Below are 24,628 nucleotides of genomic sequence, written 5' to 3' on the forward strand. Positions count from 1 at the left end.
GAGTCGCCTGCCTCATGTCCGACAAGATCAACCGCGTCGTCCTCGCCTATTCGGGCGGACTGGACACGAGCGTGATCCTGAAGTGGCTCCAGCAGGAATATCAGTGCGAAGTGGTGACCTTCACTGCCGATCTCGGCCAGGGCGAAGAACTCGAGCCGGTGCGGCGCAAGGCCGAGCGGGCCGGCGTGAAGCCCGAGCACATCTTCATCGACGATCTGCGCGAGGAGTTCGTCCGCGACTTCGTCTTCCCGATGATGCGCGCCAATGCGCAATATGAGGGGCTGTATCTGCTCGGCACGTCGATCGCGCGGCCGCTGATCGCCAAGCGCCAGATCGAGATCGCCAAGCTGGTGGGTGCGGACGCAGTCAGCCACGGTGCGACCGGCAAGGGCAACGATCAGGTCCGCTTCGAACTCGGCTATTACGCGCTCAATCCCGACATCAAGGTCATCGCCCCGTGGCGCGAATGGGATCTCACCAGCCGCACCCGGCTGATCGAGTTCGCCGAGCAGCACCAGATCGAAGTCGCCAAAGACAAGCGCGGCGAGGCGCCGTTCTCGACCGACGCAAACCTTCTCCACACCTCGTCCGAAGGCAAGGTGCTCGAGGATCCGTGGGACGAGGTCCCCGATTATGTCTATTCGCGCACGGTCAATCCCGAGGACGCGCCCGACGCGCCCGAGACGATCACGGTGGATTTCGAGCGCGGCGACGGCGTCGCGCTGAACGGCGAGGCCATGTCGCCCGCTACCTTGCTGACCGCGCTCAACGAACTCGGCCGCAAGCACGGCATCGGCCGGCTCGATCTGGTCGAGAACCGCTTCGTCGGCATGAAGTCGCGCGGCATGTACGAGACGCCGGGCGGCACGATCTACCATCTCGCCCATCGCGGGATCGAGCAGATCACGCTGGATCGCGGCGCCGCGCATCTCAAGGACGAGTTGATGCCGCGCTATGCCGAGCTGATCTATAACGGCTTCTGGTTCGCCCCCGAGCGCGAGATGCTCCAGGCCGCGATCGATCACAGCCAGGAAAAGGTGACCGGTACCGTCCGCCTCAAGCTCTACAAGGGCAATGTCATCGTCACCGGCCGGCGCTCGCCCAACAGCCTGTACAGCGAGAAGGTCGTCACTTTCGAGGACGATCAGGGCGCTTATGACCAGCGCGACGCCGCGGGCTTCATCAAATTGAACGCATTGCGGCTGCGGTTGCTGGGACGGCGCGACGGCTAGCCGCGCGGCTGGTCGAGCAGTCCAATGAAAAACGCCGTCACGACGGTTTGAAGCCCGAGACAGCCGAGCAGCATCGACGGGATCGTCAGCCGCATCAGCGCGGCGGGATTGAGTCCGCCGAAGCCGCTCGACGCCCAGATCGCCGTCGCGGTGACGGCGCCGCCGATGCCGAGCGCGAGCATCAGGCCGCCCCCGACGCACGCGCGCTCGACCGAAAACCAGTTGCGCACGCGTCGCATCAGGCCGCTTTCGGGCCACATTCCTGCAATCGCCCCGTAGCGCCTCGCCATGACCGACAGCCCGATCAGCTGCGATCCCATCAGTACGGCCATCGCCGCGAAGATCATCGTGTGAATGCCGAACTCGACATCCCCGATCCGCACGTCGCCCCGGACCAACCCGAGCACACCGATCAGCCCCGCCACGGCGAGCGCGAGGCCGGGATAGAGGAACAGGAATTTGGGGGCGTAGATCAGCAGGAAGCGCAGATGCCGCCAGCCGTCGCGCCAGGTGCGCAGATGCGGCGGCCGGCTGCGTCCGTCGGGCTGCAGCGTCGTCGGCACTTCGCGGATGTCGAGCTTCGAGATCGCCGCCTTGACCACCATCTCGCTGGCGAATTCCATCCCGGGCGCAGTCAGCCCGAGCCCCGATATGCTGTCGCGGCGGAACGCGCGGAGCCCGCAGTGGAAATCGCCCACCGGGATGTCGAAGAACGTGCGGCCGAGGAAGCTGAGCACCGGATTGCCGAGCCAGCGATGGAGCGGCGGCATCGCGCCCTGGGCGATCCCGCCCTGGAAGCGATTGCCCATCACGAGGTCCGCGCCTTCGCGCAGCGCCGCGACGAACGGCATCAGTCCGCCGAAATCGTACGAATCATCGGCGTCGCCCATCGCGACATATTTGCCCTTCGCCGCCTCGATTCCGCCGATCAGCGCGGCGCCATAGCCGCGCGCGGGGACGTGGACGATCCGCGCGCCGAGCGCATTGGCGATCTGCTGCGAGCCGTCGATGGATCCGTTGTCGGCGACGATGACTTCGCCGGCGATTGCATGCTCGGCCAGAAACGCGCGCGCCTTCTTGACGCAGACGGCGATCGTCTCGGCCTCGTTGAGGCACGGCATCACGATCGTCAGCTCGATTTCGGCCGTGCGACGGGCGCGCGGGGTTTCGGGGTTGGCCTTTAGCAGCGCAGCGGCGGACATGGCATCTCCTGTGTCTTGCCGGTCTGGGGGCACGGGCTGAAATATCTGGTTAACGCCCCTGTGCGGACTTTCCCGATGAGACGGGCCCGATGAGATGGGCAGCGCGAGGCGCGTCGCCCGCGCGCCGGAAGAGCCGGAAGATATCGTTAACCAAATTTCATCGATTGCCGCGCTAGCGTCGCGCACGCCCAAGGGAGATGACGATGCTCGGTACCGTTCATGGCAAACTGGTGTTCAACCGACGCGTCCGCACGCTCGCCGCGGCGATTGCCGAACGGCTGCCGCACGGCGCGCGCGTGCTCGATGTCGGCTGCGGCAGCGGCGATCTCGCGGCGCTGGTGATGCAGATCCGCCCGGACGTGTCGATCGAGGGCATCGACGTGCTGGTGCGTCCCGGCACGGCGATACCGGTCCATGCCTATGACGGCGCGCACATCCCGTTCGGCGACGATTCGTTCGACGCGGCGATGGTGGTCGACGTGCTCCACCATACCGACGATCCTGCGGCGGTGCTCGCCGAAATCGCGCGGGTGGCGCCGATGGTCGTGATCAAGGATCATCTGCGCGACGGCATCGCGGCCGGGCCGACTTTGCGCTTCATGGATTGGGTCGGCAATGCCGCGCACGGCGTGCGCCTGCCGTACAATTATCTGTCACACCGAGAATGGAAGGCGATCTGGGCGAGGCTCCATCTCGGCACCAGCAAGTTCGCCACCCGCCTCGCGCTCTATCCGCGGCCCTTTTCATGGCTGTTCGATCGCGGGCTCCATTTCGTGACCGTGCTTTCGCGCTGATCTCCTTTCGATGACCGAAGCCCGCCCGAGGGATCCGCGGGGTCCTGCAATTCGTCTCGACCTGATCGTGGCGATTCTGCTCGCGACGGGCCTGTCGATCTGTTGGTCGATCACCGATTGGCCACGGCTCAGCCGGCTCATGCTGCCCGATCCGGACGATGCGATGCGGCTATTGCAGGTCCGTGACTGGATCGCCGGCCAGGCGATCAACGACTGGACCCAATATCGTATGGCGCCGCCTGCTGGTGCGCTGATGCACTGGTCGCGCATCAACGATTTCGGGATCGCCGCGATCATCCTGGCGGCGACGCCTTTCGTCGGGCGGCATTACGCCGAATTGACTGCGGTGCTACTCTACCCGGCAGTCCTCTTCGCCTGCGCGTTGTTCCTCTCGGCGCGGATCGGGCGGCGGTTATGGGGGCCGGGGGCTGGGCCGATCGCCGCGGTCCTCACCGCTCTCGCATTTCCCGGCACCACGATATTCATCCCTGGCCGGATCGACCATCACGCCTTGCAGGCGGTGCTGATCCAGCTGCTCGTCCTGTTGCTGATGCGCCAGCCCAGTGCGCGGACCGGGTTGATCGCGGGCGCGGTTGCGGCGGTCAGCCTCGTCGTCGGACTGGAAAGTGCGCCACAGGTCGTCGCGGTGATCGCAGTCGCGTTCTTCGGCTGGGTAGCGGGGCAACCCGCCGCAGGCGAGCGGATGGCCGGTTTTGCCGCCGCGCTGGCCGGCGCGACCCTGCTCTTCCTGCTTTTCCTGCGCCCGAGCTTCTGGAGCAGCGAATTTTGCGACGCTTTCACTCCGGCTTCGGCGACGGGGACGCTCGCGGGCGCGGTCGCGCTCGGCCTGCTCGTCGCGTTGCATCCCGTCCTGCGAAACTGGCGCTGGCGTCTCGGCGCGGGGATCGCGCTGGGCGGGCTGGCGCTTGGCGCTACGCTGTTCGCTTATCCCGGCTGTATCAACGGCCCCTATGGCGCGGTGGATCCGTTGCTGCTGACCTTGTTCTACCCGCATATCGTCGAAGCCAACGGCGTGTTCGAGCAGAACGGGGTCGCGTCGATGCTTGCCGTTGGCGGATTGGTTGCGATGGCCTGCGCGGTTTCGGTCTGGATGGTCGCGCGCGAACCGAAGCGGTGGCCGGTCTTCGCACCGATCGTGACGACACTGGCGATTTCGGCGCTGGTGATGCTGGTCCAGTCCCGCGGCGCCTATATCGGGGCGCCGCTCGCCGCGCCGGTGCTCGCCGGATTGATTCTCGCCGCGCGCCGCGCGCCGCGCTGGCGGCTCGCGGCGCTGGCCGGCGCCTGGCTGGCGAGTGCAGGCCTCGTCTATCTGCGGTTGCCGCAGGAGGTGGGAGCGTTGTTCGACCGCCCCCGCGCATCGGATGTGCTGAGCGTCCAGGTCGCGTGCACCGTCGGCGATACCTGGTCCGAAGTCGATCGATATCCGGCCGGCACCGTGATGGCCGGCACCAATGTCGCCGGCTATCTGATCGCATCGACGCGGCATTCGACGATCGGCGCCGGCTATCATCGCAACAATGTCGGCAACATGGCGGTCTATCGCTTCTATCTCGGCACGCCCGATCAGGCGCGCGCGATCGCCGCGCACTGGCGCGTCGGTTATGTCATTTTCTGTCCGGCGGACTTCGACGAGGTCGAGGTCGGCACCGCTTTCCCGCACAGCATGGCCGCTTCGCTCAAGGCAAACCGCCCGCCCGCCTGGCTCGAGCCGCTGCCGCTCGCCAACACGCCCCTGCGTCTCTACCGCATCGTACGCTAACCGCACGCTTGCGGCTCCCCCGCGCGCTCCCTAAAGCCGCGCGATGGACAGGGGCGAAGCGCGGCATTGGTGGCAGACACGATGGTTCGTGGCGCTCGCCACGTTCATGGCCGTCATGCCCTTGCTCTGGCCCGATATCCCGCCGCTCGTCGATTTGCCCGGCCATATGGGGCGCTACCGCGTCCAGCTCGTCTACGAGCAGATGCCGCATCTCCATGAATGGTATAATTTCAACTGGAGCCTGATGGGCAATCTCGGGGTCGACCTTTTGGTCATCCCGATGTCGAAGCTGTTCGGTCTCGAACTCGCGGTCAAGCTGATCGTCATTGCGATTCCGGCGCTGACCGTCGCCGGGCTGCTGATGATCGCGCGCGAGGTGCATGGCCGCATTCCCGCGACCGCATTGTTCGCGCTGCCGCTGGCTTATGCCTTTCCCTTCCATTTCGGCTTCGTCAATTTCGCGCTGTCGATGGGGCTAGCGCTGATCGGCTTCGGCTGGTGGCTGCGGCTGGGCCGGCTCGGCAAATACGGCTTTCGCTCGATGGTGTTCCTGCCGATCTCGGTGCTGATCTGGATCACCCACACTTTCGGCTGGGGCGTGCTCGGCGTACTCGCTTTCTCGTCGGAACTGGTCCGCCATCACGACGCGCATCGCGGCGAGGGCTTCGTCCGCGCTTGGCTGCTCCCCTGGTTCCAGGCGGCCATCCAGTGCCTCGTGCTCGCCCCGCCGGTGCTGCTGATGCTGGCGTGGCGCAGCGGCGGCCATGTCACCGGCCAGACCGCGGATTGGTTCAACTGGCGCGCCAAGATGCTGTGGATCGTCCAGGTCTTCCGCGATCGCTGGCAGTTGTTCGACATCGCCTCGGTCGGGGTGCTGTTCCTTTTGCTGTTCAAGGCGATCCGCGACCCCAATCTCCAATATTCGCGCAATCTCGGCCTGTCGTTCCTGTTCCTCGCCGCGGTCTATATCCTGCTGCCGCGGATCGTGTTCGGCTCGGCCTATGCGGATATGCGGCTGGTGCCGTTCCTGATGGCGATCGGGATCATCGCGATCCGCCCCAAGCCCGGCCTGTCGATGCGCGGTGCGGCTTTGGTCGCGGCGATCGGCATGGCGTTCTTCACAGCCCGGATGGCGGCGACGACGTGGAGCTTTTTCCTCTACGACAAGTCATACGATCGCGAGCTGAAGGCGCTCGAGCATCTGCCGGAGGGCGCGCGCCTCGTAAGTTTCGTCGGCGAGACCTGCTACAACGAATGGAAGATGACGCGCCTCCAGCACGTCCCCGCGCTCGCCCTCGAGCGCAAGCTCGCTTACACCAACGATCAATGGTCGATGCCCGGGGCGCAATTGCTCACCGTGCGCTACGCGGCGGCGAAGCGTTTCGCGCACGATCCCTCGCAGATCGTGACCGACGCCCAGTGCCCGCGCGAATGGTGGCGGCCGGTCCCCTGGGCGCTGGCGCGCTTCCCGCGCGACGCATTCGACTATGTCTGGATGATCCGCCCGCCGCAGTTCCCGGCCAGATTCCTGCAGGGATTGGTGCCCGTCTATATCGACGACCACAGCAATAGCGGGCTGTACCGCGTCGACCACAATGTCCCGGCGCCGATCATCCGCCCGGGCGAACTGCCTTTGCCCAAATGGGAACGCGACCTGATCCTGAGCGACGGCCGCCAGTTCACCAGCAACCTCCCCGAACCCGAAGCCTCGCCGTCGCCTTTGCCCTGAGTATTTCCCTTCCCGCTCAGGAAGGGGAGAAGATCAGTCGGATCGCTTGAACGGCATCATCTCGCCCAGCCATTCCTGCTCGCGCTCGACCGCCTCGCGCTCGCGCAGGAGGAAGTCCGCCACTGCCCGCCGAAAGCCGGGATTCGGGATGTAATGCGCCGACCAGGTCGTGACCGGCGCATAGCCGCGCGCCAGTTTGTGCTCGCCCTGCGCGCCGGCTTCGACGCGGGCCAGCCCGCGCGCGATCGCGGCGTCGACCGCCTGATAATAGCAAAGCTCGAAATGGAGGAACGGCACTTCCTCGATCGCACCCCAATAGCGCCCGTACAGCGCATCTTCGCCGATCAGGTTGAGCGCCCCCGCGATCGGCACTCCGTCGCGCTCGGCGAGAATCAGCAGCACTTCGTCGGCCATCTCGGCGCCGAGCAGCGAGAAGAAGGCGCGAGTGAGGTATGGCCGTCCCCATTTGCGCGAGCCGGTGTCCTGATAGAATTCCCAGAACGCGTCCCAATGCGCCTCGCTGATCTCGGCCCCGGTCACATGGCGTGCCGTCAGCCCCTCCAGCGCCGCCGCGCGCTCCTTGCGGATCGCCTTGCGCTTGCGGCTTGAGAGCGCCGCCAGAAAGTCGTCGAAGCCGGCATAGCCGTTATTCTGCCAGTGAAACTGGGTGCCCGCGCGGACCAGCCAGCCCGCCGCCTCGAACCAGTGCAACTGGTCCGCGTCGACAAAGGTCACATGCGCCGAGGACAGCGCGTTCTGATCGGTCACCGCCTCGATCGCCGCGATCAGCGCCGGGGCGGCGGCCGCGTCGCGCAGCAACAGCCTTGGTCCCGGCACCGGGGTGAACGGCACTGCAACTTGCAGCTTGGGGTAATAATGTCCGCCGGCCTGCTCCCACGCATCGGCCCAGCCATGGTCGAATACATATTCGCCCTGGCTATGCGCCTTGACATAGGCCGGCGCGATCGCCGCGGCGCAGCCGTCCGCGCCGTCGACGAGGATCGGCAGCGGCTGCCAGCCGGTTCGCGCAGTGGCGGATCCGGAGCGTTCGAGGATCGACAGGAAGCGGTGCGACACGAACGGATTGTCGGACCCTGCGCAGGCGTCCCACTCGGCCGAGGGGATCGTTGCGACGCCATCGGCGATACGAGCGGTAATCTGCTGCGAACTCACCGCCGCAAGATAGGCGCGGATCATGGCCAACGGGAGGGGGGTCTTCCAAATCTAATAACCTCGTCAGCCCGGCGAAGGCCGAGATCTCAGGCGGCGAGCGAACGGCCTGTGGCACGAGATCCCGGCCTTCGCCGGGATGACGGTTGGTAGCGCGCGCGAATCTACGTCTTTTCTTGCCCCGGCCAGGCTGTCACCCGGACGTCGCGGACGGGATAGGGGATGGCGATCCCATGCTCCTTGAACAGCAGCCACAGCCGGTTGAGCACGTCGCTGCGCACATTGCCGACGCCGCTCTCGGGATCGCTGATCCAGGCGAGGATCTCGTGCTCGACGCCGGTCTGACCGAATGCCATCAGCCATACATTGGTCTTGGGATTGTTCAGCACCCGGGGACTTTCCGCCGCGGCGCGCAACATCAGTTCCTGCGCGAGCTTGAGATCGCAATCATAGGCGACGGTCACCGGAATGCGGACGCGGACGTTGCGATCGGTGTACGACCAGTTCTCCACTTCCTGAGTCATCAGATTCTCGTTGGGAATCAGATGCTCCTTGCCGTCGCGGGTGATCACCGAGACCGCGCGGACGCCGATCTTGTTCACCCAGCCGAAGCTGTCGCCCACCACGATCACGTCGCCCGGTTTGATCGATCGGTCCATCAGCAGGATGATTCCGGCGATCAGATTGCCGATCGTCTTCTGCAGCCCGAAGCCGATCGCGAGGCCGAAGGCGCCCGAAAACACGGCGAAGGCAGTCAGGTCGATCTCGAGCAGGTCGACTCCGATGAAGAAGGCGAGCACCACCACTGCGATTGCCGCGAGCTTCTGGACCAGCAATTTCTGGGTCGCATCGAAGCCGCGGGCGCTGCCGATCGAATGGCTCAGCACCCGATTGACCAGCCGCACTCCGGCGAAGAGCAGCAGCACGGTGATGCCCAGGGTCAGGCCGGAGAGCAAAGAGAAGCGCCGCGTCCCGATCTGGATGCCGACCCGGTCGAGCGTGGTCTCGACCACCGCGAATCCGCCGATCGCGTTGCTGAGGATCGCGGTGAAGGCGAGCGCCGCCAATGTCCACGCCGCCCAGCGCGGCAAATTGAGGCCGCGCAGCACTCCGGCGGCGAGCATCGCCACCGCGAGTCCCTCGATCAGCCCGAGAATTAGCGAGGCGAGCGGAGTCCATGGCCAGCTCGCGGCGATGATGGCGAGGAGGATCGCGGCGACACCCCAGCGCATGATCGCGCAGATCCGCAAATGGAAGCTCGCCGCATTGCCGCTGATATGCTCGGCCCAGGATGCCGCGATGCGGGTGCCGATATGCCGTCCCGCCAGCCAGCCGAGCAGCAGTGCCAGCGCCGCCAGTCCGCCGGCGATCGCGGCTTCGGAAAGCTCGTGGGCACCTGGCAGATTATGTCCCGCCAGCCAGGCCCCGATCCGCTCCATCACCCGCGGACCTCGGCGAAGCGGGCGAGCCCGGCCTCGAGGTCGGCGATCAGGTCGTCGGCGTCCTCTAGCCCGATCTGGAGCCGCACCATCGGCCCCTCGGCCTCCCACTTGGTCGCGGTGCGATAGCGCTCCGGGTCGACCGGGATCGCGAGGCTCTCGAACCCTCCCCAGCTATAGCCGATGCCGAAAAGCCTGAGCCCGTCGATCAGCGCCGCGCGCGCCGCTTCGCCGCCGCCGTTGAGCACGAACGAGAACAGCCCGGAAGCGCCACGGAAATCGCGCGCGAAAGTCATATTGCCGGGGCAATCGGGCAGTGCCGGGTGGAGCACGCGCGCCACTTCGGGCCGATCCTCGAGCCACTCGGCGATCTTGAGCGCCGAACGGCCATGCTGATCCAGCCGCACCGCCATCGTCCTCAGCCCCCGCGCGCCGAGCCACGCGTCGTCAGGGCTCGCGGTCTGGCCGAGCTGATAGGTCGCCGCGCGCAGCCGCTGATACTGGCCCTCGGCGGCAGTCACCGATCCGAGCATCACGTCCGAATGGCCGACGACATATTTGGTGCAGGCGAGGATCGAATAATCCACGCCCATCCCGATCGCCGGAAGCAGCAAAGGCGTCGCCCAGGTGTTGTCGAGCAAAGTGGTGATCCCGCGTGCCTTCGCGACGGCGACGATCGCGGGCACGTCCTGCACCTCGAAGGTCAGGCTGCCCGGGCTCTCCATGAAGATCGCTTTGGTCCGCTCGGTGCAGAGCTCGGCGATCCCCGCGCCGATCAGCGGATCGTAGAAAGTCGTGGTGATCCCGAAGCGCTTGAGCAGCCCGTTCGCCAGATTGCGCGTCGGATCATAGGCACTGTCGGTCAACAGCAATTCGTCGCCCGGCTCGAGCACCGCGAGCAACGCCGAGGCGATCGCGGCGACGCCCGAGGGATAGAGCAGGGTGGCCTCGGCTCCCGGCTCAAGTTCGGTCAGCGCCTCGGCGAGCGACCATTGGGTCGGGGTGCCGCGGCGCCCGTAGAACAATTTGTGGTGCGTGTCGGCCGCGCCGCGTGCGCGCAGCTCGGCGACCGAATCATAGAGGATGGTCGAGGCCCGCCACACCGGCGGGTTGACCACGCCCTGCGTCCATTCGTCCCGCCGCCCGGCCTGGACGATTTTGGTTGCGTCCTTCTCGTCGCTCATGCCGGTCCCAATGCCTTGGGCGTTGCGGGATCCGCGCCCCATTCGGACCAGCTGCCGTCATATACCGGCACGTCGCGGCCGATCAGATGTCCGGCAAAGGCGATCACGCAAGCGGTGATCCCCGATCCGCAGGTGGCGACCAATGGCTTGTCGAGGTCGATACCCGCCTGCGCGAACGTGGCGCGGATCGCCTCGGGCTGCTTCCACGTCCCGTCGGCTTCGAAGAAGCGGCCCTGCGGGATGTTCTTCGAGCCCGGAATATGGCCGGGCGCGCATTCCTTGCGCGGATCGGGCTCGTCGCCGGTAAAGCGCGCCGCCGAGCGCGCGTCGACGACCTGCTCGTCGGTCGCCTGCATCTCGGCGAGGCTGCGCACCTGCGTTTGCGGCATCCCCGCCTCGAAGCCGCTGCGGGCGGGGGAGGGCGCTGCTTGCTCGAGCGGGTGTCCCTCGGCCTTCCACTTCGCGATCCCGCCGTCGAGCAACGCCGCCTCGACGCCGAAGCGGCCGAGCACCCACCAGGCCCGGCAGGAGGTGTTGTGCTGGCTGTTGTCGTACAGCACCACCCGGCTCTCCGCGGTGATACCCAATGCCGCCATTCGCGCCTCGAACAGGTCGCGCGGCGGCAACATCGACGGCAGCGGATCCTCCGCGTCGACCAAAGTGTCGAGATCGAGCAGCAATGCGCCGGGGATGTGCCCCGCGGCATATTCGGCGCGCGGATCCTGCTTCGCCGATCTGGGCAGCGTCGAGGTATAAGTGGCGTCGAGCACCACGAGGTCGTCGGTGCCGAGGGCGTCCGCGAGCCATTGTGCCGTTATGAGTGCGTCCATTCCCTTGCTCCTAGAAGGATGCAAAGCGCTCGGCAAACGCCTACATGCCCGGCATGGAACCCAAGCACCTCGGCCAGACCTCCGCGCTCCCCGCCACACCGGAACAAGCGGAACTCGATTACGTCCCCAATCCGCGCCCCGGCAGCCGCTATCTGATCCGCTTCGCCGCGCCCGAATTCACATCGCTCTGCCCGATCACCGGTCAGCCCGATTTCGCGCATCTGGTGATCGATTACGTTCCCGGCGAGACGATCGTCGAATCAAAGTCGCTCAAGCTGTTCCTCGGCAGCTTCCGCAACCATGGCGCGTTCCACGAGGATTGCACCGTCGGCATCGGCGAGCGGCTGTTCGAGGAGATGAAGCCGAAATGGCTCCGGATCGGCGGCTATTGGTATCCGCGCGGCGGCATCCCGATCGACGTGTTCTGGCAGTCCGGCCTGCCCCCCGCGGGGGTCTGGATCCCGGACCAGGATGTACCCGGATATCGCGGCCGAGGCTGAACCTCACATTTACAGAACGCTTCATCGGATTCGTGCATGTTGCATTGCAACAAGAATGAAACCATATTGCTTTGCGAGAGTTGGGAGACGCGAGACGGGTTTTCGACAGCCTGATGTTTGCAGTAGCGAAGGAAGAAGAATGGCGCGGTTCATGCTCGAACAGGGGATCAAACACCTCGCGCTCATCGGCAACTTTCTCCCGCGCAAGTGCGGACTCGCGACGTACACGACCGATACCTACAATGCGCTCAAGCAGCGCTATCCGGATCTGCAGGTCGACGTCTATGCGATGGACGACCATCCGGGCCGTTACGACTATCCCGAAGCGGTCACCCGCGCGATCCCGCAAGATGACCGTTCCGCCTATCTCGACGCAGCCCGCGCGATCGAGGCCAGCGGCGCGCAGGCGCTGTGGATCCAGCACGAATATGGCATCTATGGCGGCCCCGCCGGCGAATTCCTGATCGCACTGATCGATCGCCTGTCGATCCCGGTGATCACGACACTCCACACCGTGCTCGAGCGGCCGAGCACCGACGAGCGCCGGGTGATGGAATCGCTGCTGCGCCGTTCGTCGCGGATCATCGTGATGGCCGAAAAGGGCCGCGATATCCTCAAGCGCGTCCACGGTGCCAACGACAAGAGCATCGTCATGATCCCGCACGGCGTGCCCGATCGCCAGTTCGCCGATCCCGACAGCCTCAAGCCCGAATTCGGCTGGGAAGGCCGCGAGGTCGTGCTGACCTTCGGTCTGCTCGCCCCCAACAAGGGCATCGAGACGATGATCGCGGCGCTGCCGCAGGTCGTCGCCAAGCATCCGCGGCGCTCTACGTGGTGCTCGGCGCGACTCACCCCAATCTCGTCGCGCACGAAGGCGAAGTGTATCGCGATCGATTGAAGGCGCTTGCCGCGGAAAAGGGCGTCGCCGAGCATGTCCAGTTCATCGACGCGTTCGTCGAGCATGACGAACTGATCGACTATCTCCAGGCCGCCGATCTCTACGTCACGCCGTACAACAATCCCGCGCAAATCACTTCGGGCACGCTTTCCTACGCGGTCGGGGTTGGCAAGCCGGTGATCTCGACGCCCTATGTCCATGCGACCGAGATCCTCGCCGACGATCATGGCGTGCTCGTCGATTTCGGCGACAGTGCGGCATTTGCACGCGAGATCGATCGTCTGTTGACCGACAAGACGGAGCGTCTGGCGCTGTCGCAGCGCGCTTATGCCCGCGGCCGCACGATGGTCTGGCCGCGTCTTGCCGAGAATGCGATGGGCGAGGTCGGCGCGATCGTCGCCGCCAAGCCGCGTCGCTTCGCGAGGGCGACCGTCGAGCTGGCGACGCTCAAGCCCGATATCGCCGCAGTCGAGCGGATGAGCGATTCGACCGGGATGCTCCAGCATTCGATCTATTCGGTGCCGGATCGCCGCCACGGCTATTGCATCGACGACAATGCCCGCGCGCTGATCCTGATGTCCAAGATCGAGGACATCGACGAGACGCTTCGCGACAAATGGACCACCATCTATGGCGGGTTCGTCCAATATGCGTGGAATCCGGACCAGCGCCGCTTCCGCAACTTCATGAACTTCGACCGTACCTGGTGCGAGGATGTCGGGTCGGAAGATTCGAACGGCCGCGCGATCTGGGCGCTGGGTGTCACGGCCCGCGATGCCCGCGCGCAGAAGCACCGCGACTGGGCCTCGATGCTGTTCGACAACACGGCGGCGATCGCGCTCGAACTCGAAGCGCCGCGCAGCCACGCCTTCGCTATGCTCGGCGCCGCGGCGATGATCGAGGCGCATCCGGGGCACGCGCTCTCGCGCAATATCCTGACTCGCTACGGCGAGGAATTGATCACCCTGCTCGATCAGGCGCGCCGCCCCGAATGGCAATGGTTCGAGATCGTGCTCGCTTACGACAATGCGCGCCTGCCCGAAGCGCTGCTGCGCGCCGGCAAGGTTCTGGGGCGGCAGGACTTCGTCGATGTCGGACTCGAAACGCTCGACTGGATCGTCGGGCGCCAGACTTCGCCCGAGGGGCGTTTCCGTGCGGTCGGTAGCGAGAGCTTCGGCCGGCCTTATGCCGAGCCGCTGCAGTTCGATCAGCAGCCGCTCGAGGCCCAGGCCACTGTCGATGCCTGCGTCGCAGCCTTTGAATGCACTTCGGACAAGCGCTGGTACGAAGAGGCGATGCGCGCCTATCGCTGGTATCTTGGTGCCAATGACCTCGAGCTTCCGCTAGCGACGGCGCATGATGGCGGTTGTTTTGATGGGCTGATGCCGCACGGTTTGAACCGGAATCAGGGCGCCGAGTCGATTCTGGCGCTCCAATTGGCGAATTGCGCTATTTCCGTACTTTCAAAGCGCGCCGGAAACGTGGCAAGCACCCCCCGCACTGCCGTCGCCTGAACCCTGCGCGCCGGCTATCGGGACGGTACGGGGGACGAATGCAGGAATTGTACAATCACACGCTGCGGCTGCGCGCCGATCCCTCACGCGTGGTGGTTCGTCCGTTCCATATCGCCTGGGCGCAAAACGGCTCGGGGCCGAGCCGCTCGGAACGCATCGTCAGCGAAGTGCTGGCGATGTCTCCCGGCGAGGCGAGCGCGCAACTCGAGATCGTGCTCAAGGATTTCGAGGCGCGGCATTGGCAGACGCGCCGCGTGTTCATGACGCGCTACGACGAGATCGAGGAAATGCTCAAGCTCGACGGCGGATCGATCGGCGACGAGAAGCGCCAGTTGCTCGGCGCCTATTTCTGCCACGAGTACAGCTATGCCGCCGCGGCGCTGATGAACCCCAGCGCGGTGCCGCATTACGATCAGTCGGGCATGCCCAAGGGCAGCATGCGCATCCTGATGTCGCTGCGCGCAGTAGGCGAGGGGCACATCTCCTCGGTTTCTTTTCGCGAAGGCATCATCACCGACAAGAACGAGCTCAGCCTCGCCCCCGAACCCCCTTCGCCACTGCGGCGGATGCGCGCGAGGAGGACGAGGACAAGATTCCCGAGGGACCGGTGACGGTCTATCGCCACCGCGATTCGACGCTGTCGGGCACCGTCATCTTCCCGATCACCAAGGCGCAGTCGAACGGGCTCGAGGATCTGCGGATCTGTCACTTCACTCATGATGACGGCAGCGAGGAATGGATCGGCACCTACACCGCCTATAACGGCTCGGTGATCCAGTCCGAGCTGATGCGCACCCGCGACTGGCGCGCGATCGATCTCGTGCCGATGACCGGCGGGGCCTCGCGCAACAAGGGCATGGCGCTGTTTCCGCGCAAGATCGACGGCAAGTACATGATGCTGGGCCGCCAGGACGGCGAGAACATCTTCCTCCACACCTCGGACGACATCACCCATTGGGAAGGCGGCGAGCTGCTGATCAAGCCGCAATATCCGTGGGAGCTCGTCCAGATGGGCAATTGCGGGCCGCCGATCGAAGTCGATGACGGCTGGCTGGTGCTCACCCACGGCGTCGGCGCGATGCGCAAATATTCGATCGGCGCGGCTCTGCTCGACAAGAAGGATCCCTCGAAGGTGATCGCGCGCTCGAAGGAGCCGCTGCTGGCGGCCGCCGATCAGGACCGCGAGGGCTATGTCCCCAACGTCGTCTACACCTGCGGCGCGATCCGCCACGGCGACAAATTGTTCATCCCTTACGGAGTGGCGGACAGTTCGGTGGCGTTCGCCTTCGTGCCGATCAAGGCACTGCTCGAGCAGATGGACTGACGCGAGACCCCCTCCCTGCTTGCAGGGAGGGACTGGGGGTGGGTGCGCGTGTCCGCGCGCTTAAAAGACTCACACTGCACCTCGCCAAAGAAGAAGCGGCCGGGGCATCGAGCCCTGGCCGCTTCTACTCACCCCCAACCCCTCCCTTTGAGGGAGGGGCTTCGCAGCGTTCTCACCGATAGGTTGCGATGTCCTGATCCACCGGCTGCTCGGAGGCCGGCGGCGCGCTGCGCACCATGCCGCGAGTGAGCGCGTAGATCAGCGCGATCAGCCCGAAGAACAGCAACGGCGCCAGCCATAGCGCTACGCTCTCGAAACCCTCGCCCATCAGCGCCAGCGGCGCATCGTTGGGCGGGATCGGCGCGTTGCGGTTCGCCCAGGCGAGGACTCCCGCGAACGCCACGCCGAACAGGCTTTCGCCGACGATCAGCCCGGTCGCCGCCAGCACGCCCATCCGCTCGGCGAATTCGGGATTAATGCTGCGCTTCGCCCAGCGATTGTAGAAATGGCCGATCAGCGCGCCGACCGGGATCAGCAGGGTGAGCGCCATCGGCAGATAGATTCCCATGCCTACCGCCAGCGGCGGCAGGCGCATCTTGCCGGCGCGGCCGAGCAATTCGTCGAGCGCGATCACGCCCGCGCCGATCGCCGCGCCGATGCCGATCAGGCCCCAGTCGATGTCGCCGCCGAGCACGCCCTTGGCGATCGACGAGATCAGGGCGGCCTGCGGCGCCGAGAGCGCATTGGGGCCGGCGCCGGGCATGCCGACGAAGCCGAGCGTGTTCTTGAGCAAGTCGAGCACCAGCGGGATCGCCAGCGAGCCGAACACCACGCCCATCACCAGCGCGACTTGCTGCTTCCACGGCGTGGCGCCGACGAGCTGGCCGGTCTTGAGATCCTGAAGATTGTCGTTCGAGATCGTCGCGATCGAGAAGATGATCGCAGTGGTGAACAAGGCATAGGCGATCAGTGCATTGGTGCGGGTCGGATCGGCCTCGTGCCCGAAGATCGCCACGAGCAGCAACGAGGCACCCAGCACCGCGAGGATGCCCACGCCGGAGACCGGCGAGTTCGACGCGCCGATCAGACCCGCCATGTAACCGCACACTGCGGCGATGAGGATGCCGACGACAAGCAGATAGAGCAACGTCCCGCCGATCACCGCGACCGGATAATCGTGCACCGGCCCGCCTGCCGAAAAGCTCCACAGCAGCCACGCGATCGGCACCAACGTCGCGACCGTGACCAGTCCGACCACGCCGATCGGCAAGTCGCGCTCGGTCAATGCCAGCGTCTCACCGCCGGCGCGCGCGCGCGACGCGGCGAGCGCCGAACGGAGCCCCGCGATGATCGGCCCGATGATCTTGAGGAGCGACCAGATCGCCGCCACGCCGATCGTGCCCGCGCCGATGAAGCGCACCTGCCCGCGGAAGGTGCCGCCGACCAATGCGTCGACGCCCGCCGACAGATCGCCGCCCGATGCGAACCAGGGGACGAGCGTGGTCCACGAGATGATCATCCCGAAGAACATCGCCGCGCCGACCGAAATGCCGACCAGATGCCCGACGCCGATCAGCAGCATCGACCAGCTCGTCGAGAAGCCGGTGGCGGTGCCGCCTACCGCGAAATTCTTGCCGGCTTCCTCGGCGACCAATTTCATCTTGGCGAGCAGGGCGAAGCCCCCCGAGAAGAGCGCACCGAGCATCAGCACGCGCAATCCGCTGGCGTTCTCGATGTCGCCCGCGCGGCTGTTCGACCCGACCTTGAGCACTTCGGCCGCCGCGACGCCCTCGGGATAAGGCAGGTCCGATCCGGTCACCAGCGCGCGGCGCAGCGGGACCGAGAACATCACGCCCAGCACGCCGCCGGTGATGCACACCGCCACGGTGGTCCAATAAGGGAAGCCCGACCACCAGCCGACCATGATCAGCCCGGGCAGCACGAAGACGATCGCCGCGAGGGTGCCCGCGGCGCTGGCGATCGTCTGGACGATGTTGTTCTCGAGGATCGAGCTGCCGCGGAAGAAGCGCAATATCGCCATCGAGACGACCGCCGCGGGGATCGAGGTGGCGAAGGTCAGCCCCACCTTGAGCCCGGCATAGACGTTCGCTGCGGTGAACAGCAGCGTGATCGCCCCGCCCAGCAAGACGCCGCGAAGCGTGAGTTCGAGCGGCGCGCGGGCCGCGGCGTCGGTCGCCAAGTCCTGATCTCCCCAAGGTATCCAGGGATACTATGGCGCGCTTGTCAGCCTCTGAACAGCCCGCCCAGCACCCCGCGCACCAGCTGCGCGCCGAAGCTCGACGCGCGCCGACCGCGTCCGCCGAAGATCTCGCGCCCGACTTCGTTGGCGACTTGCCGCCCGAGGGAGGAGGCCGCGGCGCGCCCGGCCGAAGTCGCCATCTTGCCCCATGGCGACGTCGCGGTCGCCTGGGCGCGCTCGGTGGCGAGGCGGGTGCGCTCCGCCTCCTTGGCGAGCCGCGCCTGCTCCTTCGCCCATGCCGCCTGCGCGCGCTCGGATTCGTTCCCTGCCTGCGCCTCGGCTGCCGCGGCGACTGCCTCGTCGGCCTTTGCAGCCAAGATCTCCTCGGCCGATTCGCGATCGATCGCGGTGTCGTATTTGTCGCCCACTGCATCGGTGGTGACCAGCACCGCGCGCTCGTCGGGCACCAGCGGTCCCACCCGCGTGCCCGGCGCGCGGATCAGCGCGCGTTCGACCGGTGATGGCGACCCGTCCTCCTGCAGCACCGACACCAAAGCCTCGCCGACCTTCAATTCGGTGATCGCCTGCGCGACATCCACCCTGGGGTTGGGGCGGAAGGTCTCGGCCGCCGAGCGCACTGCCTTGGCATCCTTGGGCGTGAACGCCCGCAGCGCGTGCTGCACCCGATTGCCGAGCTGTCCCGCCACATCCTCGGGAATGTCGAGCGGGTTCTGGGTGACGAAATAGACGCCGACGCCCTTCGACCGGATCAGCCGGACGACCTGCTCGATCTTGTCGAGCAGCGCCTTGGGCGCGTCGTCGAACAGCAGATGCGCCTCGTCGAAGAAGAAGACGAGCACCGGCTTGTCGGGGTCGCCGATCTCGGGAAGCGTCTCGAACAGTTCGGAGAGCATCCACAACAGGAAGCTGCCGTAGAGCCTGGGGCTCGCCATCAATTTGTCGGCGGCGAGGATGTTGACCACCCCGCGCCCGGACTCGTCGGTGCGGATGAACTCGCTGATGTCGAGCGCGGGCTCGCCGAAGAAGTTCTCGGCGCCTTGGGTACGCAGCTGGAGCAGCTGGCGCTGGATCGTGCCGACGCTCGCCTTGGTGACATTGCCGAATTTGGTCGAGAGCTCGCCCGCGCGTTCGGCGCAATGCGCGAGCATCGCCTGGAGGTCGTCGAGGTCGAGCAGCAGCAGCCCTTCCTCGTCGGCGAGGTGGAAGGCGACGTTGAGCACGCCTTCCTGCGTCTCGTTGAGGTCGAGCAGCCGGGCGAGGAGCAACGGACCCATCTCGGAGATCGTCGCGCGGATCGGGTGCCCCTGCTCGCCGAACAGATCCCATAGCTGAACCGGCAATTCCTTGTAGCGCCACTCGGTATCGCCGATTTCCCGCGCGCGGTTCGCGAAGATGTCGTGGACCTTGGCAGTCGGCGATCCGGCCATGCCGAGCCCGGACAGATCGCCCTTCACGTCCGACACGAACACCGGGACACCCGCCGCCGAAAAGCCTTCGGCGAGGACCTGCAGCGTCACGGTCTTGCCGGTGCCGGTCGCCCCGGCGATCAGTCCGTGGCGATTGGCACGCCGGAGCACCAGCTCCTGCCGGGCGCCGCTCGCACTGCCCAAGAAAATGCCCGTCTCTCCCACCATCACCGAACTCCTTTTCAGGAACCGGTTCTAGGGGAGAGACGGGCGTTCCGTCAGCCTAAAAGACCGAAATCAGTTCGGGATCTGCACCGGCACATAGCGGCCTATGCCCTTGCGCTGGATGAACAGCACAACCTGCCTGGCGCCCGAGCTCTTGGCCTGGCCGACGATCCGCGCCAGATCCGCTGCCGTGCGCACCGGGGTGCGATTGGCGGTGGTGATCAGGTCGCCGCGCGCAAGGCCCTTGCCGGCCGCGTCGCTGGCGGCGTCGACCCCGAGCACCACTACGCCCTGCGCATTGGTGTCGGCGCCAATCTGGCGCGCGATCTGCGGGGTCAGAGGGGTGACCGCGATGCCGAGCGACGCGGCGCTCATCGTGTCGCCGTCCTGCGCGCCGGGGCCGCTGTCATTGTCCTCGAGATCGAACTGCTGGGCGAGTTCCTCGTCGGGCGGACGCGTGCCGACGGTAAGGGTGACGGTCTGGCGCCTGCCGTCGCGGACCAGTTCGATCGGGATGCGCGTGCCAGGCGGCACATTGGCGACGAGGTAGCTCAGCGTCTGGTCCGGCGTGACATCCTGGTTGTTGACCCGGACGATCACGTCGCCCTGACGGATCCCGGCCTTCTCGGCGGCCTGGCCCGGCTCGACGCGCGCGACGATCGTGCCGTTGCCCTTGGCCACACCAAATGAATCGGCGAGGTCGGCGGTCAGATCCTGCATCTGGATGCCGAGATAGCCACGCTGGATCGTCTGACCCTTCATCAGGCGATCGAGAATTGGCTTGGCTTCGGTCGAAGGGATGGCGAAACCGATGCCGACATTGCCGCCGGTCGGCGACAGGATCTGCGAGTTGATCCCGATGACGTTGCCGTTGAGATCAAACAAGGGGCCACCCGAGTTGCCGCGATTGATCGAAGCGTCGGTCTGGATGAAACGGTCGAACGCGCCGCCTACCGTGGAGCGGTGCAGTGCCGAGATGATGCCGGCAGTCACCGATCCGCCCAGGCCGAACGGGCTGCCGATAGCGACCACCCAGTCGCCGACGCGTGCCTGGTTGGAATCGCCGAGACGGACGAAGGGGAGGCTGGTGGCCTCGATCTTCAGGATCGCGAGGTCCGAAGACGCATCGCGGCCGATCAGGCGTGCCTTGTATTCCTTGCGGTCGTTGAGCGTGACGTTGATCGATTCGACCACGGCGCCGCGGGTGCCGGCGGTGACGACGTGATTGTTGGTCACGATGTAGCCGTCGGCCGAGATCAGGAAGCCTGATCCGAGCGACTCCGCCTGCCGGGTGACCGGTCCGCCCTGGCCGCGGCCGAACTGCTCGAAAGGTGTGCCGGCGAACGGATTGGTGTTCACCGTGACGCGCTGGGTGGTCGAGATGTTGACCACCGCCGGCTGCAGCTTGGCAACCATGTCGGCGAAGCTCATCGGGGCGCCGCCGCGTGGAACGCTCGCCTGGATCGCGCCAGGCTCGTTCTGCGCGGTTTGCGCGCCGGCGGGATGGTTCAGCGTCAGGGCAGTGGCGGCGCCGCCAAGGGCAAGGGCAGTGGTAAGAGCGTAGACGTAACGCACGTGGGCGAATCCTCTCAAAGGATGAGTAAGCGTTCGGGCGTGGTTGTTGCGCCCGATTGCTGAACGCTGATTGAATATGAACGAAGCTGCAGGATCATCGTTGCCCCATGAACTCGCGCAAATAGCTGTTCTGGGGGGAGAGGATGATCGAAGTGTCGCCCTTGCCCTCGACCTGAGTGAGGAAGGTCGTCCGGTACGACTGCATCGCGCGGTAGAAATCGTAGAAGGCCGGATCCTTGTTGAACGCCTGGGCATAGACCTGCGCGGCCTGGGCCGATGCGGTGGCGCGGATGATCTGCGCTTCCTTCAGCCCCTGCGCCCGGATCGTCGCGGCTTCCTGCTTGCGAGCCGTCGCCATACGGTTGAGCGCGCTGTCGAGCGGAGAACCGCTGGGCAATTCGGTCTGCTTGATGCGGACGTCGACGATCTCGACGCCATATTGACTGGCGAGCCGCTGGAGCGCCTTCTGGATATTGTCCATCACTTCGCCGCGCTCGGGACTCAGCAAAACTGCCGACGTGCGCTTGCCGAGTTCGTTGCGCAGCGACGAGCCGAACAACGGCTGGAGCTGGTCGCGCACCCGCTCTTCGGAGCCGACGGTCACCACCATGCGCAACGGATCGACCACACGGAAGCGCGCATAGGCATCGACCTCGAGCCGGAGCTGATCGGTCGACAGCACCGGCTGGTTGGGCAGATCGATGTCGAGCACGCGTTTGTCGACCCAGACGATGCGATCCATGAACGGGATGCGGAAGATCGGCCCCGCCTGGGTGCGGCCATATTGCTCGTTCGGCCGATAGGCGTTGATCACCCGATGAGGCTGTTCGAGCCGCAGGATCACCACCTGCTTGCTCTCGGGGACGATCGCGATCGTGCTCATCAGCACCACGAGCGCGAAGATCACGGCGACGGCGATGCCGATCGGGCTGCGGAACCAGCTGGCGGTCATCGTGCTGCTCCCGTCTGGGCGCGGGGCTGGGCCGGAGCCTCGGCCGCCGGGGTGCCGCCGCCGCCGCGAATCGCCGGCAGCGGGAGATAGGGCGTCACGCCGGGAGCCTCGACGATCGTCTTGTTGGTGCGCGACAGGACCTGTTCCATCGTCTCGTAATAGATGCGGCGGCGCGTCACTTCGGGCGCTGCCTTGTACTGCTCGTAGATCTTGTCGAACTCGGCCGCCTCGCCCTGCGCCGCGGCGAGCACCTGCTGGGCATAGGCATTGGCGTTGTTCTTGTTGGCCTGCGCCTCCTGCTGGGCGGCAGTGACCTGCTTGAAGTCCTCGTCCACGGCCTGTGGCGCGGCGGCCTTCTGGATTGCGACGCCCTGGATGCGGATGCCCGAATTATACTGGTCAAGGATCTGCTGGATCGATGCCTGGACCTGACCTTCGATCCGGGCGCGGCCTTGGCCGATCGCTTCGTTGAGACTGGTGGTGGCGACAACCGCGCGCATCGCGCTTTCAGCGGTCGCGCGGACGGTGTCCTCGGGCTTGGCGATCTGGAACCTGTAGTCGACTGCGCTGCGAATGTCCCAGCGCACCGAATATGCGAGATCGACGATGTTCTGGTCACCGGTCAGCATCAGATTCTCGCCGCCGGTGGGAAAATTCTCGGTGCGAATATTGGCGACGTCGACAATATCGACGAGCTGGAGCGGCGCGGGGAGCGTGAATTGCAGGCTGCCGGGACCAAGCGTCCGCGAGTAGCTGCCGAGCGTGGTGACGAGACCGCGCTCGCGCGGTCCGATCGAGTGGATGCTGGTAAAGCCCGCCCAGATCACCAGAAGCCCGATGACGATCATCGTCCACAGCCGGCTGCCGGTGGGAAGCCCGGGAATGCCGGGGCCACCGCCGCCGCCGCCGCCGCGCGCGCGCCTGAGCAGCTCGTCGAGGCTCGACGCGCCGGGGCGCGGGCGCTTGCCGTCCGGCGGGAAAGACCAGGGGTTGCGCGGGCCGCTACCGCCGCCGCCATTGCCGGAGCCGCCGCCATTGCCGCCGCTTCCGCTGCCACTGCCCCACGGACTCTTGGGAGCGTCGTTCTTGAAGATGCCGGCCAGTCCGCGCCAGCCCGATAGGTTCACCATGCTAGCCTTTATAAGTGCGCGGGCGCGGATTTACAGTGGCAGTCGCCGATTGTGCGCCTATCTGGCCCGTAATGAGTGATACAGAGAGCTTGAAAGCGGCGTTGGCACCGATTGCGGCGGGTCGTGCGACGGTACGCATCGAGGATGGCAAGGCCAGCATCGTACTCGACGTCACCGGCCTCGACGAGGCCGCACGTGCCGAGATCGAGGCCGATGTCCGCCGCGTCGCCGAAGGCGCGCCCGGAGTGAGCGAAGTGCGCATTCTGCTCACCAGCGAACGGCGGACGCGGCGGCTGATCGCAGTGGCGAGCGGCAAGGGCGGGGTGGGCAAGTCCACTATCGCCGCCAATATCGCCATTGCGCTGGCGCGGCGCGGGCGGCGCGTGGGGTTAGTCGATGCGGATATTTATGGTCCCTCGCAGACGCGGCTGCTCGCGGTGGACGGGATTCGCCCGGAAGCGCGCGGAAAGACCCTGATCCCGGTGCAGACCGGATTCGGCGTGCCTCTGCTGTCGATGGGCGGCCTCGTCCCCGAAGGGCAGGCGATTGCATGGCGCGGATCGATGGCGGGGGGTGCGCTCGGCCAGATGGTCGATGCCGATTGGGGCGATGCGGAGGTGCTGATTCTCGATCTCCCCCCCGGCACCGGCGATCTCCAGCTGACGATGGTCCAGAAGCACAAGCCCGCCGGAGCGATCATCGTCTCGACGCCGCAGGACCTCGCACTGATCGACGCGGCGCGGGCGATCGACTTGTTCAACAAGGTCAGTGTGCCGATCGTCGGGGTGATCGAGAACATGGCGGGCTATGCCTGCCCGCATTGCGGTGAAATTTCGGACCCGTTCGGCAGCGGCGGCGCCGAGGCGGCGGCGAACCGGATGGGGCTGCCGTTCCTCGGCCGCGTGCCGCTTGAAATGGCCATTCGCGAAGCCTCCGACGCCGGCGATCCACCCGCCGCGGGGAACGGGCCGCAGGCGGAGACGTTCGCCGCATTGGCGGCGCGGCTGGATGAATGGCTCGTCGCAAACGGAGGCTGACCAATGCCGCTGACCAGCGACGAAGACATACGCCAATTGCTCGAGGAGACGCGGACGATCGCGATGATCGGCGCGTCGGACCGGCCCGATCGGCCGAGCTATGGGGTGATGGCCTATCTCCAGAGCCGCGGTTACCGGGTGATCCCGGTCAATCCGCAGATCACCGGCGAGCATGTGCATGGCGAATTCGTCTTCCGTGAGCTCAGCCAGATCGGCGAACCGATCGACATGGTCGATATCTTCCGCCGCTCGATCGCGACGGGTGAGGCGGTCGACGAAGCGATCGCCGCGGGTGCGAAATCGGTGTGGCTGCAGATCGGCGTGATCAACGAAGAGGCTGCCGCGCGGGCCGAGGCGGCTGGGCTCAAGGTAGTGATGGACCGCTGTCCGAAGATCGACATCCCGCGGCTGGGCGTGCCGAGAGTGGGCGGCGCGCACTGAAACGCACCTGCGAGGCTAATCAGTGCTCCGGCGAAGGCCGGA

At 66.0% G+C, this 24,628-nt stretch carries 17 protein-coding genes and 2 pseudogenes; 9 read left to right on the plus strand and 10 right to left on the minus strand.

Features of this window, described 5'->3' with window-relative positions:
- Positions 1-14: 14 nt before the first annotated feature.
- Positions 15-1,232: an argininosuccinate synthase gene (locus CVN68_RS19380; protein ID WP_100283648.1), complete on the plus strand. Its 1,218-nt coding sequence runs from the start codon at positions 15-17 to the stop codon at positions 1,230-1,232.
- On the opposite strand, the gene CVN68_RS19385 is transcribed toward CVN68_RS19380, so the two are convergent.
- Positions 1,229-2,434 carry a glycosyltransferase family 2 protein gene (locus tag CVN68_RS19385; RefSeq protein WP_100283649.1) on the minus strand — a complete coding sequence of 402 codons (1,206 nt, stop codon included), beginning with the start codon at positions 2,432-2,434 and terminating at the stop codon, positions 1,229-1,231. The two genes, CVN68_RS19380 and CVN68_RS19385, sit on opposite strands and share 4 nt — an antisense overlap.
- Before the next feature lie 203 nt (positions 2,435-2,637).
- Between CVN68_RS19385 and CVN68_RS19390 the strand changes: the two genes are divergently transcribed.
- From CVN68_RS19390 to CVN68_RS19400, 3 genes are read left to right on the plus strand one after another with little or no spacing between them, the layout of a single operon-like run.
- Positions 2,638-3,228: a class I SAM-dependent methyltransferase gene (locus tag CVN68_RS19390; RefSeq protein ID WP_100284546.1), complete on the plus strand. Its 591-nt coding sequence runs from the start codon at positions 2,638-2,640 to the stop codon at positions 3,226-3,228.
- Positions 3,229-3,238: 10 nt separating this feature from the next.
- Positions 3,239-5,011 (plus strand): hypothetical protein, encoded by a 1,773-nt coding sequence (locus tag CVN68_RS19395; RefSeq protein ID WP_100283650.1) that lies wholly within the window; start codon positions 3,239-3,241, stop codon positions 5,009-5,011.
- Between the two features lie 43 nt (positions 5,012-5,054).
- Complete coding sequence (locus CVN68_RS19400; protein WP_233503438.1) at positions 5,055-6,740, plus strand: hypothetical protein; 1,686 nt, start codon at positions 5,055-5,057, stop codon at positions 6,738-6,740.
- Between the two features lie 33 nt (positions 6,741-6,773).
- Here CVN68_RS19400 and CVN68_RS19405 read toward each other — a convergent pair whose 3' ends face one another.
- The 4 genes from CVN68_RS19405 to CVN68_RS19420 form a co-directional block, all read right to left on the minus strand.
- On the minus strand, positions 6,774-7,937 hold the full coding sequence (locus CVN68_RS19405; RefSeq protein ID WP_407695519.1) for a GNAT family N-acetyltransferase: 1,164 nt from the start codon (positions 7,935-7,937) through the stop codon (positions 6,774-6,776).
- A 137-nt stretch (positions 7,938-8,074) separates the two neighbouring features.
- Positions 8,075-9,349, minus strand: coding sequence for a mechanosensitive ion channel family protein (locus CVN68_RS19410; protein WP_100283651.1), 1,275 nt, complete (start codon positions 9,347-9,349; stop codon positions 8,075-8,077).
- On the minus strand, positions 9,349-10,533 hold the full coding sequence (gene metC, locus CVN68_RS19415; RefSeq protein ID WP_100283652.1) for a cystathionine beta-lyase: 1,185 nt from the start codon (positions 10,531-10,533) through the stop codon (positions 9,349-9,351). The genes CVN68_RS19410 and metC overlap by 1 nt, the downstream gene beginning before the upstream one ends.
- The gene (locus CVN68_RS19420; RefSeq protein ID WP_100283653.1) at positions 10,530-11,363 is read right to left on the minus strand and encodes a sulfurtransferase; all 834 of its coding nucleotides are present in this window, start codon (positions 11,361-11,363) and stop codon (positions 10,530-10,532) included. Before CVN68_RS19420 ends, metC begins: the two co-directional genes overlap by 4 nt.
- 53 nt (positions 11,364-11,416) lie before the next feature.
- Here CVN68_RS19420 and queF point away from each other — a divergent pair, with 53 nt between their 5' ends.
- From queF to CVN68_RS19435, 3 genes and pseudogenes are all read left to right on the plus strand, one after another.
- Entirely contained in the window at positions 11,417-11,863 is a 447-nt protein-coding gene (gene queF / locus CVN68_RS19425; RefSeq protein WP_199560140.1) for a preQ(1) synthase, read from the plus strand.
- 139 nt (positions 11,864-12,002) lie between these two features.
- Positions 12,003-14,275, plus strand: a pseudogene (locus CVN68_RS19430) (glycosyltransferase).
- A gap of 38 nt (positions 14,276-14,313) precedes the next feature.
- Positions 14,314-15,599 (plus strand): annotated as a pseudogene (locus CVN68_RS19435) (glycoside hydrolase family 130 protein).
- 172 nt (positions 15,600-15,771) lie between these two features.
- Here the strand turns inward: CVN68_RS19435 and CVN68_RS19440 are convergent.
- The 5 genes from CVN68_RS19440 to hflK all read right to left on the minus strand — a co-directional run bounded on the left by CVN68_RS19440 (position 15,772) and on the right by hflK (position 23,108).
- Entirely contained in the window at positions 15,772-17,799 is a 2,028-nt protein-coding gene (locus CVN68_RS19440) for an OPT family oligopeptide transporter (RefSeq protein ID WP_100283655.1), read from the minus strand.
- Positions 17,800-17,843: 44 nt separating this feature from the next.
- Positions 17,844-19,454 (minus strand): helicase HerA-like domain-containing protein, encoded by a 1,611-nt coding sequence (locus CVN68_RS19445; protein WP_100283656.1) that lies wholly within the window; start codon positions 19,452-19,454, stop codon positions 17,844-17,846.
- Between the two features lie 69 nt (positions 19,455-19,523).
- Positions 19,524-21,026, minus strand: coding sequence for a Do family serine endopeptidase (locus CVN68_RS19450; protein ID WP_100283657.1), 1,503 nt, complete (start codon positions 21,024-21,026; stop codon positions 19,524-19,526).
- A 94-nt stretch (positions 21,027-21,120) separates the two neighbouring features.
- A complete protein-coding gene (hflC, locus tag CVN68_RS19455; protein ID WP_100283658.1) occupies positions 21,121-21,978 on the minus strand; it encodes a protease modulator HflC in 858 nt (285 codons plus the stop codon).
- Positions 21,975-23,108, minus strand: coding sequence for a protease modulator HflK (hflK, locus tag CVN68_RS19460; protein ID WP_100283659.1), 1,134 nt, complete (start codon positions 23,106-23,108; stop codon positions 21,975-21,977). Before hflK ends, hflC begins: the two co-directional genes overlap by 4 nt.
- 71 nt (positions 23,109-23,179) lie before the next feature.
- On the opposite strand from hflK, the gene CVN68_RS19465 reads away from it, so the two are divergent.
- Positions 23,180-24,145: an Mrp/NBP35 family ATP-binding protein gene (locus CVN68_RS19465; RefSeq protein WP_100283660.1), complete on the plus strand. Its 966-nt coding sequence runs from the start codon at positions 23,180-23,182 to the stop codon at positions 24,143-24,145.
- Between the two features lie 3 nt (positions 24,146-24,148).
- Positions 24,149-24,586, plus strand: coding sequence for a CoA-binding protein (locus tag CVN68_RS19470; RefSeq protein WP_100283661.1), 438 nt, complete (start codon positions 24,149-24,151; stop codon positions 24,584-24,586).
- Positions 24,587-24,628: the final 42 nt, after the last annotated feature.

The organism is Sphingomonas psychrotolerans (assembly GCF_002796605.1).
Classification (GTDB): Bacteria; Pseudomonadota; Alphaproteobacteria; order Sphingomonadales; family Sphingomonadaceae; genus Sphingomonas; species Sphingomonas psychrotolerans.

Bases quoted from the DNA above. Each gene is read 5' to 3' on its own strand.
- CVN68_RS19380 (WP_100283648.1), top strand. From the start codon at position 15: ATGTCCGACAAGATCAACCGCGTCGTCCTCGCCTATTCGGGCGGACTG.
- CVN68_RS19400 (WP_233503438.1), top strand. From the start codon at position 5,055: ATGGACAGGGGCGAAGCGCGGCATTGGTGGCAGACACGATGGTTCGTG.
- hflK (WP_100283659.1), bottom strand. From the start codon at position 23,108: ATGGTGAACCTATCGGGCTGGCGCGGACTGGCCGGCATCTTCAAGAAC.
- CVN68_RS19410 (WP_100283651.1), bottom strand. From the start codon at position 9,349: ATGGAGCGGATCGGGGCCTGGCTGGCGGGACATAATCTGCCAGGTGCC.
- CVN68_RS19465 (WP_100283660.1), top strand. From the start codon at position 23,180: ATGAGTGATACAGAGAGCTTGAAAGCGGCGTTGGCACCGATTGCGGCG.
- CVN68_RS19470 (WP_100283661.1), top strand. From the start codon at position 24,149: ATGCCGCTGACCAGCGACGAAGACATACGCCAATTGCTCGAGGAGACG.
- CVN68_RS19420 (WP_100283653.1), bottom strand. From the start codon at position 11,363: ATGGACGCACTCATAACGGCACAATGGCTCGCGGACGCCCTCGGCACC.
- CVN68_RS19385 (WP_100283649.1), bottom strand. From the start codon at position 2,434: ATGTCCGCCGCTGCGCTGCTAAAGGCCAACCCCGAAACCCCGCGCGCC.
- hflC (WP_100283658.1), bottom strand. From the start codon at position 21,978: ATGACCGCCAGCTGGTTCCGCAGCCCGATCGGCATCGCCGTCGCCGTG.
- CVN68_RS19390 (WP_100284546.1), top strand. From the start codon at position 2,638: ATGCTCGGTACCGTTCATGGCAAACTGGTGTTCAACCGACGCGTCCGC.
- queF (WP_199560140.1), top strand. From the start codon at position 11,417: ATGGAACCCAAGCACCTCGGCCAGACCTCCGCGCTCCCCGCCACACCG.
- CVN68_RS19405 (WP_407695519.1), bottom strand. From the start codon at position 7,937: ATGATCCGCGCCTATCTTGCGGCGGTGAGTTCGCAGCAGATTACCGCT.
- metC (WP_100283652.1), bottom strand. From the start codon at position 10,533: ATGAGCGACGAGAAGGACGCAACCAAAATCGTCCAGGCCGGGCGGCGG.
- CVN68_RS19395 (WP_100283650.1), top strand. From the start codon at position 3,239: ATGACCGAAGCCCGCCCGAGGGATCCGCGGGGTCCTGCAATTCGTCTC.
- CVN68_RS19445 (WP_100283656.1), bottom strand. From the start codon at position 19,454: ATGGTGGGAGAGACGGGCATTTTCTTGGGCAGTGCGAGCGGCGCCCGG.